At 71.2% G+C, this 8768-nt stretch carries 8 protein-coding genes; 5 read left to right on the top strand and 3 right to left on the bottom strand.

What is annotated here, in order from left to right:
* The first annotated feature begins 128 nt into the window (after nucleotides 1-128).
* On the top strand, nucleotides 129-1889 hold the full coding sequence (gene leuA / locus ASE87_RS04295) for a 2-isopropylmalate synthase (protein ID WP_056226187.1): 1761 nt from the start codon (nucleotides 129-131) through the stop codon (nucleotides 1887-1889).
* Between the two features lie 374 nt (nucleotides 1890-2263).
* Here the strand turns inward: leuA and ASE87_RS04300 are convergent, their stop codons facing one another.
* Nucleotides 2264-2926, bottom strand: a complete 663-nt coding sequence (locus ASE87_RS04300) for a trimeric intracellular cation channel family protein (protein ID WP_056226190.1) — start codon at nucleotides 2924-2926, stop codon at nucleotides 2264-2266.
* 34 nt (nucleotides 2927-2960) lie between these two features.
* Between ASE87_RS04300 and recO the strand changes: the two genes are divergently transcribed.
* Nucleotides 2961-3704, top strand: coding sequence for a DNA repair protein RecO (gene recO, locus ASE87_RS04305; RefSeq protein ID WP_056226193.1), 744 nt, complete (start codon nucleotides 2961-2963; stop codon nucleotides 3702-3704).
* Nucleotides 3701-4498: an isoprenyl transferase gene (locus ASE87_RS04310; RefSeq protein WP_056226195.1), complete on the top strand. Its 798-nt coding sequence runs from the start codon at nucleotides 3701-3703 to the stop codon at nucleotides 4496-4498. Before recO ends, ASE87_RS04310 begins: the two co-directional genes overlap by 4 nt.
* An 11-nt stretch (nucleotides 4499-4509) precedes the next feature.
* On the opposite strand, the gene ASE87_RS04315 is transcribed toward ASE87_RS04310, so the two are convergent.
* Both ASE87_RS04315 and ASE87_RS04320 read right to left on the bottom strand, forming a co-directional pair.
* A complete protein-coding gene (locus tag ASE87_RS04315) occupies nucleotides 4510-5181 on the bottom strand; it encodes a hypothetical protein (RefSeq protein WP_137847072.1) in 672 nt (223 codons plus the stop codon).
* 32 nt (nucleotides 5182-5213) lie between these two features.
* Nucleotides 5214-6170: a LysR family transcriptional regulator gene (locus tag ASE87_RS04320; protein WP_043592577.1), complete on the bottom strand. Its 957-nt coding sequence runs from the start codon at nucleotides 6168-6170 to the stop codon at nucleotides 5214-5216.
* 81 nt (nucleotides 6171-6251) lie between these two features.
* Between ASE87_RS04320 and ASE87_RS04325 the strand changes: the two genes are divergently transcribed.
* Nucleotides 6252-7292, top strand: coding sequence for an aminotransferase class V-fold PLP-dependent enzyme (locus ASE87_RS04325; protein WP_056226201.1), 1041 nt, complete (start codon nucleotides 6252-6254; stop codon nucleotides 7290-7292).
* A 78-nt stretch (nucleotides 7293-7370) separates the two neighbouring features.
* Complete coding sequence (locus ASE87_RS04330; RefSeq protein WP_056226204.1) at nucleotides 7371-8756, top strand: glycine--tRNA ligase; 1386 nt, start codon at nucleotides 7371-7373, stop codon at nucleotides 8754-8756.
* Nucleotides 8757-8768: the final 12 nt, after the last annotated feature.

Here is an 8768-nt window from a genome sequence, read left to right on the forward strand (position 1 = left end):
GTTCACCGGCCTGCTCCTTCTTAGCTGCCGCGGCGAGTCCTGACCCAGGCCCCCCTCGTCGCGGAGTTCGTCGTCGGCCGACACCCCCGCGAAGAGCAGCCCCTCGAGGGCGAGAGAGACCACAGGACATGAAGAACGCACAGCAGCCGTCGGCCATGCCGATCCACAAGTACCGGCCCTTCCACGAGCAGATCGCCGTCGACCTGCCCGACCGCACCTGGCCCTCGAAGCGCATCACCGAGGCGCCGCGCTGGTGCGCCGTCGACCTCCGCGACGGCAACCAGGCCCTGATCGACCCGATGAGCCCCGAGCGCAAGCGCATCATGTTCGACCTGCTGGTCGGCATGGGCTACAAAGAGATCGAGGTCGGTTTCCCGAGCGCCTCGCAGACCGACTTCGACTTCGTGCGCAGCCTCATCGACGAGGGCGCCATCCCGGACGACGTGACGATCCAGGTGCTGACCCAGGCGCGCGAGCACCTGATCGCCCGCACCTACGAGTCGATCGCCGGCGCCAAGCAGGCCATCGTCCACCTGTACAACTCGACGAGCGTGCTGCAGCGCGACGTCGTGTTCCGCACCGACCGTCAGGGCATCGTCGACATCGCGCTCGAGGGCGTCCGGCTGTGCCTCGAGGCCGAGAAGACCATCCCCGAGACGGCCGTCTTCTACGAGTACTCGCCCGAGAGCTACACCGGCACCGAGCTCGACTTCGCGCTCGACATCTGCAACCAGGTGATCGAGGCCTTCGACGCGACGCCCGCGCGTCCCGTGATCGTCAACCTGCCGGCGACGGTCGAGATGGCGACCCCCAACGTCTACGCCGACTCGATCGAGTGGATGCACCGCCACCTGGCCCGTCGCGACAGCGTCATCCTGTCGCTGCACCCGCACAACGATCGGGGCACCGGCATCGCCGCCGCCGAGCTGGGTTACCTGGCCGGGGCCGACCGCATCGAGGGCTGCCTCTTCGGCAACGGCGAGCGGACCGGCAACGTCGACCTCGTCGCGCTGGGCATCAACCTGTTCACCCAGGGCATCGACCCGCAGATCGACTTCAGCGACCTCGACATGGTCAAGCGCACCGCCGAGCACTGCAACCAGCTGCCCGTGCACGAACGCAGCCCGTGGGCTGGCGACCTCGTCTACACGGCGTTCTCCGGCTCGCACCAGGACGCCATCAAGAAGGGCTTCGAGGCCATGGCCGCCACCGCGGCGTCCCGCGGGGTCGACGTCGACGAGCTGGAATGGGCCGTGCCGTACCTGCCGGTCGACCCCAAAGACCTGGGACGCAGCTACGAGGCGGTCATCCGCGTCAACTCGCAGTCGGGCAAGGGCGGCGTGGCCTACCTGCTCAAGGCCGACCACGCCATCGACCTGCCCCGCAAGCTGCAGATCGAGTTCAGCGGCGTCGTCCAGTCACGCACCGACGAAGAGGGCGGCGAGATGACGAGCGCCCACATCTGGTCGATCTTCCAGGACGAGTACCTGCCCGCCGACGAGGCCGACGACAAGTGGGGCCGCTTCGAGCTGACCCGCACGAGCACCGCGAGCGACATGTCGGGCGAGACCGTGCTCGACGTCGACCTGCGGGTCGGCGAGACGGTCGAGTCGACGTCGGCCCGTGGCACCGGGCCCATCGCGGCGTTCATCGCCGTCCTCGCCGAGCAGGGCGTCCAGGTCAAGCTGTACGACTACGTCGAGCACACCCTCAGCGCGTCGGGCGACGCTCAGGCCGCTGCCTACGTCGAGCTCGACGTCGACGGCACCCGGCTCTGGGGCGTCGGCATCGACGCCGACATCTCGACGGCCTCGCTCAAGGCCATCGTCTCGGCCGTCAACCGCGCCATCCGCACGACGACCGACGTGCTCGAGCTCGCCTCGGTCTAGGCGGCCCGCTCCGTCCCGACCCGCCCCCGGTGCCCTCGGCGCCGGGGGCGTCGTCGTGTGGCCGGAGGTGTCGTGCGGCCGGACGTGTCGTGTGGCCGCAGGTGTCGGCAACTCCTGGCTGGTGTCGCGTGCAGGTGCGGTCCTGCGGCGTGTCGGGGTCCGCTGGCGCAGGGTGCAGGAGTTCCCGACGAGTGCGGGCAACTCCTGGCTGGTGTCGCGCGCGGGTGCGGTTCTGCGGCGTGTCGGGGTCCGCTGGCGCAGGGTGCAGGAGTTGCCGACGGGGGCGGGCAACTCCGGGCTGGGGTCGCGCGCGGCTGCGGCGGCGCGGGGCCGGCGCCGTGACGGTACAGAGAGCCGAGCGCCGGCGGCCGGGGTCAGCGGGGCCGGCGCCAGCGGGGGAGCCGGCTGAGGGCGCGCTGCTCGGGCAGGGTCCAGCCGAACCGCACGGCCAGCATCCGGATCACCAGCGTGATCGACGTGCCCGCGATGGCGGACACGGCCACGGGTGCGCCGAGCGACACCGCCGCGACCAGCACGATGGTGCCTCCGGCCGCCGCGACGGCGTAGAGCGAACCCACGTGCATCATCGCGATGGTGAGGTTCATCAGCAGGTCGCGCAGCACCGAACCGCCGACGGCGGCGATGACCCCGACGAACACGGCGGGGATCTCGGGCAGTCCGAGCGAGAGTGCCTTGGTCGACCCGATCGCGCCGAGCAGTCCGATCGTCAGGGCGTCGAGCACGGTGATGACCCCGGCCAGCCGGGTGAACACCCGCTGCAGCGCCATGCCGACGATCGCGGCCGCGACGGCGACGAGCAGGTACCAGTTGCTCGACATGGCCCTTGGCACCTCGCCGAGCAGGACGTCGCGCAGCACGCCGCCACCGAGACCGGTGGCGATGCCGATGATGGCGATGCCGAGCAGGTCGAGACGACGGTCCTTGTACTCGGACGCGAACATCGCCCCCTGCAGGCTGCCGATGCCGACGGCGAGGAGGTCCACCCACAGGGGTACGGCGAAGGCTGTGGCGTGCACCTGACGTTTGTACCACGCGTGCGATGCTTGGTCGGTGCCCGTCTACCGTGATGAATGCGTCGTGTTGCGCACCCACAAGCTGGGTGAGGCCGACCGCATCCTCACGATGCTCAGCCGCAACCACGGCAAGATCCGGGCCGTGGCCAAGGGCGTCCGGCGGACGGCCTCGAAGTTCGGCGCGCGCCTCGAGCCGATGATGGTCGCCGACCTCCAGCTGTACGAGGGCCGCTCGCTCGACATCGTGCAGCAGGCCGAGTCGCTCGGCTCGTACGGCGCCGTGATCGCGGCCGACTACGAGAGCTACACGGCCGGCAGCGTCATGGTCGAGACGGCCGACAAACTGACCGAGGCCGAGGCGGGTCTGCAGCAGTACCTCCTGCTCGTCGGGGCCCTCCGTTCGCTCGCGCGGCACGAGCACGCCCCCCAGCTCACGCTCGACTCGTACCTCCTGCGTGCGCTCAGCATCGCGGGCTGGTCGCCGAGCTTCGGCGACTGTGCCGTGACCGGTGCCCCCGGGCCGCACTCGGCCTTCGTCGTCCAGCTCGGTGGCGTGGTGGCCGACTCGCACGCGCCTCCGGGCGCTCCGCGGTTGACGCAGGAGGCGCTGGCCCTGTTGGGCGCGCTGCTCACGGGGGACTGGGACCACGCCGAAGACGCGCCCGACGCGACCCGCAACCAGGCGAGCGGCGTCGTCGCCGCCTACACGCAGTGGCACCTCGAACGGGGACTGCGATCGCTGCAGCACGTCGACCGGGTGCCCGGAAGAGAGAGACAGTGAAGAAGACCCACCGCGACGCCGCCGACTTCCGCCCCCTCGACTGGACCGGCGTCCACCCGCCGACGATGCCGCGGGGCGCCGTGCCCGAGCACGTCGCGATCGTCATGGACGGCAACGGCCGCTGGGCGAACGGGCGGGGGCTCACCCGCGTCGAAGGGCACAAGGCCGGCGAGATGTCGCTGCTCGACGTGGTCGCCGGGGCGATCCAGATCGGCGTGAAGCACCTCAGCGTCTACGCGTTCTCGACCGAGAACTGGAAGCGCTCACCCGACGAGGTGCGCTTCCTGATGGGGTTCAACCGCGACGTGCTGCACCGTCGACGCGACCAGCTGAACGCCTGGGGAGTGAGGGTCCGCTGGGCCGGGCGGAAACCGCGGCTGTGGGGGTCGGTGATCAAAGAACTGCAGTTCGCCGAAGAGCTGACCAAGGGCAACGACGTCCTGACGCTGACGATGTGCGTCAACTACGGCGGGCGGACCGAGATCGCCGACGCGGTGCGCTCCATCGCCGACGACGTCGCTGCCGGGCGGCTCAAGCCCTCGGCCGTCGGCGAGAAGCTGATCCAGAAGCGGCTCTACGCGCCCGAACTGCCCGACGTCGACCTGTTCGTGCGCAGCTCGGGCGAGCAGCGCACGAGCAACTTCATGCTCTGGCAGTCCGCCTACGCCGAGATGGTTTTCCTCGACCGACTGTGGCCCGACTTCACCCGCACCGACCTGTGGCAGGCCGTCGAGACGTACGCCTCGCGCACCCGACGGTTCGGGGGAGCGGTGGACGCCCCCAGCCCGGCCTGACCGGACGTCCGTCAGAACTGGATGTTCGCGCCCAGGAAGATCCGCTCGGCCGGCCACAGGAACTGCAGGGTCAGCGGTCCGTCGCTCGCCCGGTGGAACCAAGCGTTGGCGAAGACCGTGGACTCGCCGGGCAGTAGGTACCAGTTCGCGCTGTCGGCCGGGAACTTCGACTCGAGCGAGGTCTCGTAACCCATCTGGGTCAACAGGTCCTGCCCGGCGAAGACGTCCTGCGTGGCGAGGTCGTTGCCGTACGACGAGTAGTCGGCGCTCAGGTCGGTCAGGTCGAGCCGACGCTGGGAGTTGTTCGTCAGGACGTACGCCGTGACCTGGACGTCGGTGCCCGCCGGGTAGGGGTCGGTGCCGTCGGGGCGGGCGTAGATCGAGGGTGCCGAGGTCGTCAGCTCGCCGACGCCGTAGACGTAGATCGTGAGATCCTTGTAGTTGACCTGGCCGAGCAGCGTGCCGCCGGGGGCGAGGGCGTCGGGTTGCGACCCCGAGCCGCCTCCGGTGCCGGGGGCGCCGGTCACCTGGGGCTGCGGCGCGCCGGTGGCACCCGGGCCCGAGGTCGGCGCCGACCCGCCTGCGCCGACGGGCGTCAGGTCGTCGAGGCTCGGGAAGCAGCCGGTCAGCCCGACGAGGGCCAGCACCGAGACGGCGATGCCGACGGTCAGTCTTCTGCGCACGACCTGCACCTCTCCTGGTTCGTCGGGCCAGCCTAACCCGGCGCCGTCGACGGCTCGCCCCGACGGACCGGCACGAGGCCCAGCGCGTCGCCGTCCACCTGCTCGAAGGCGTCGAGGACCGCCCGCACGCTCGGCACCCGGTCACCCCCGCGCCCGTGGACGACGTGCACCACCCGGGCGAGACCCTCGTCCAGTCCGACCACGCGCACGCCGGGAGGCACGGCGGCGGACACCAACGACAGCCCCGGCAGCAGGGCGACGCCGAGCCCCGCCGCGACGAGACCGAGCACGGCGAGGGCGTTGTCCGTCTCGAGCACGATCTCGGGCTCGAACCCCGACGCGGCGCAGGTGGCGAGCAGATGGCCTCGGCAGCGGGGACAGCCACCGATCCACCTCTCGTGCGCCAGACCCGCGAAGGCGTCGCCCCGGGCGAACGGGTGCGCCGTCGGCAGGGCCAGCACCGTGCGGTCGACGAAGGAGGCGCGGTGCAGCAGCCCGTCGAGGTCGCGTTCGCCCCCGGCGTCACCCCCGTGGCGGAAGGTGATCGCGACGTCCGCCGAGCCGTCCCGCAGTCGTGCCAGCGCCTCCGGCGGTTCCGCCTCGACGTAGTCGACCGTGAGGCCGGGGTGGCGATCGCGCAGGCGCGACAGCACGTCGGGGACGATCGTGGACGACGCGCTGGGGAAGCCTGCCAGCGTGACGCGACCCGTGGCGACGCCGCCCAGGGCGTCGAGGTCCTGCCGCGCGGCGTCGAGGGCCGCCTGCACGTGGACGGCGTGGGCCGCGAGCCTCCGTCCGGCGTCGGTGAGCGCGACACCGCGTCCTGCCCGCAGCACGAGCGGCTGACCGACCTGGCGTTCGGCCCGCCGGAGCTGCTGGCTGACGGCGGGTTGGCTGTAGCCGAGTAGGGCGGCGGCCGCCGTGATCGTGCCGGTGTCCGCGACGGCGCGGACGACGCGCAGCGACGCGAGGTCGAGATCGTCGGTCATGCTCGAATCATAAGTCGTCGTGATGGATGACCTCAGACACTGGCGGTTGTCCTGCGATCTCGACGAGAGGAGCCTGAGGACATGACCGAGCCCCGTCCCGACCTCTTCGCCCCTGCGCCGGGCTACCTCGCGGCCTGCACCATGGGCCTGCCGATGCGGTCGACGGTCGAGGCGTTGCGGGCCGACCTCGACCGGTGGTCGTCCGGTCGGGCCGGTCCCGTCGCCTACGGCGCCGTCGTCGAGGAGGCGCGCGCGGCCTTCGCCCGGCTGGCCCGGGTCGACGTCGGCCGCGTCGCCATCGCGTCCCAGACGTCGGCGATGGTCGCGGTGCTCGCGGCCTCGGTGCCGGACGGTGCCGAGGTGCTCGTGCCCACGGGCGACTTCAGCTCGATCGTCTACCCCTTCGTGGTGCAGGAGGCGCGGGGCGTCCGGGTGCGGAGCGTCCCGCTCGACGAGCTGGCCGGCTCCGTCGGGCCCGACACGCACCTCGTGGCCTGGTCGGCCGTCCAGTCCGCCACGGGCGAGGTCGCCGACGACGCGACCGTCGTCGCCGCGGCGGCCCGCCACGGGGCGCTGACGCTGTGCGACCTGACCCAGGCCGCCGGCGTGCGACCCGTCGACGCCTCACGGTACGACGCCAGCGTCACGCACGCCTACAAGTGGTTGTGCTGCCCGCGCGGGGTGGCGTTCCTCACCCTGGGGGAGCGGCTGCGGCGCATGACGGTGCCGGCGCAGGCCGGTTGGTACGCGGGCGACGACGTGTGGGGCTCGTGCTACGGCCCCGAGATGCGGCTCGCCGCGGACGCCCGGGCGTTCGACGTCTCGCCCGCCTGGCAGGCCTGGGCCGGAGCGCTTCCCGCGCTCCGCACGTTCGCCGGGCTCGACGCCGACGAGACCTGGGCGCACGCCGCCGGGACGGGCGACGCGCTCTGCGCGCGGCTCGGGATCGAGGCGCAGGGCCGAGCGATCGTGACCTGGGCCGATCCCGACGGACGCGACCAGCGCCTCCTCGGCGACGCCGGTCTCGTGGTCTCGGCACGCGCCGGTCGCGTCCGCGTGGCGTTCCACCTCTGGAACGACGAGAGCGACGTCGAGGCCGTCGCCGCCGCGCTCGGCCGGTGACGCTCCGCCGCTAGAGTTGCCGGGTACCTCGACCGACCGGGCACCCAGCTCGCGCCTCAACTCATCGGAGCATCACACGTGGCAGCACCCAACCGTCTCGATTCCGTCATCGCCCTGGCCAAGCGCCGCGGCTTCGTCTTCCAGTCGGGAGAGATCTACGGCGGTTCGCGCTCGGCCTGGGACTACGGGCCCCTCGGCGTCGCCCTGAAGGAGAACATCAAGCGCCAGTGGTGGCAGACCATGGTGCAGGGCCGCGACGACGTCGTCGGCCTGGACTCGGCGGTCATCCTGCCGCGTCAGGTGTGGGAGGCCTCGGGTCACGTCGAGGTCTTCAGCGACCCGCTGGTCGAGTCGCTGCACACCCACAAGCGCTACCGCGCCGACCACCTGCTCGAGGCGTACGAGGCCAAGCACGGCCACCCGCCCGAGAACGGCCTGGCCGACGTCCGCGACCCCGACACCGGGCAGCCCGGCTCGTGGACTGAACCGCAGAACTTCTCGGGCCTGCTCAAGACCTTCCTCGGTCCGGTCGACAACGAGCAGGGCATGGCCTACCTGCGACCCGAGACCGCGCAGGGCATCTTCACCAACTTCGACAACATCCTGCAGTCGTCGCGCATCAAGCCGCCGTTCGGCATCGGCCAGATCGGAAAGAGCTTCCGCAACGAGATCACGCCCGGCAACTTCATCTTCCGGACGCGCGAGTTCGAGCAGATGGAGATGGAGTTCTTCGTCGAACCCGGCAGCGACGAAGAGTGGCACCAGTACTGGATCGACCAGCGGTTCCAGTGGTACGTCGACCTCGGCATCGATCCCGAGAACCTCCGCCTCTACGAGCACGCCGCCGAGAAGCTCTCGCACTACTCGAAGCGCACCGTCGACATCGAGTACCGCTTCCGGTTCGCCGGCGGCGAGTTCGGCGAGCTCGAGGGCATCGCGAACCGCACCGACTACGACCTCAAGACCCACGCCGCCGCCTCGGGCAAGGACCTGACCTACTTCGACCAGGCCAAGAACGAGCGCTGGACGCCGTATGTGATCGAGCCCGCGGCCGGCCTGACCCGCTCGCTCATGGCCTTCCTCGTCGACGCGTACACCGAGGACGAGGCGCCGAACGCGAAGGGCGGCGTCGACAAGCGCACCGTCCTGAAGCTCGACCGGCGCCTGGCCCCGATCAAGGTCGCCGTCCTGCCGCTCAGCCGCAACGAGCAGCTGTCGCCCATGGCCCGCGGGCTCGCCGCCGACCTCCGCAAGTACTGGAACATCGACTTCGACGACGCGGGAGCCATCGGCCGCCGCTACCGCCGGCAGGACGAGATCGGCACGCCGTTCTGCGTCACCGTCGACTTCGACTCGCTCGACGACGACGCGGTGACCGTGCGCGAGCGCGACACCATGGCCCAGCAGCGCATCACGCTGGCCGGATTGCGGGCCTACCTGGCCGAGCAGCTGCTCGGCGCGTAGCCGCCCGCGTCG

The organism is Frigoribacterium sp. Leaf44, from assembly GCF_001421865.1.
Classification (GTDB): domain Bacteria; phylum Actinomycetota; class Actinomycetes; order Actinomycetales; family Microbacteriaceae; genus Frigoribacterium.

What these genes read in the sequence shown, in the direction of transcription:
- leuA (WP_056226187.1), top strand. Translation starts at nt 129, where the DNA reads ATGAAGAACGCACAGCAGCCGTCGGCCATGCCGATCCACAAGTACCGG.
- ASE87_RS04320 (WP_043592577.1), bottom strand. Translation starts at nt 6,170, where the DNA reads ATGACCGACGATCTCGACCTCGCGTCGCTGCGCGTCGTCCGCGCCGTC.
- ASE87_RS04325 (WP_056226201.1), top strand. Translation starts at nt 6,252, where the DNA reads ATGACCGAGCCCCGTCCCGACCTCTTCGCCCCTGCGCCGGGCTACCTC.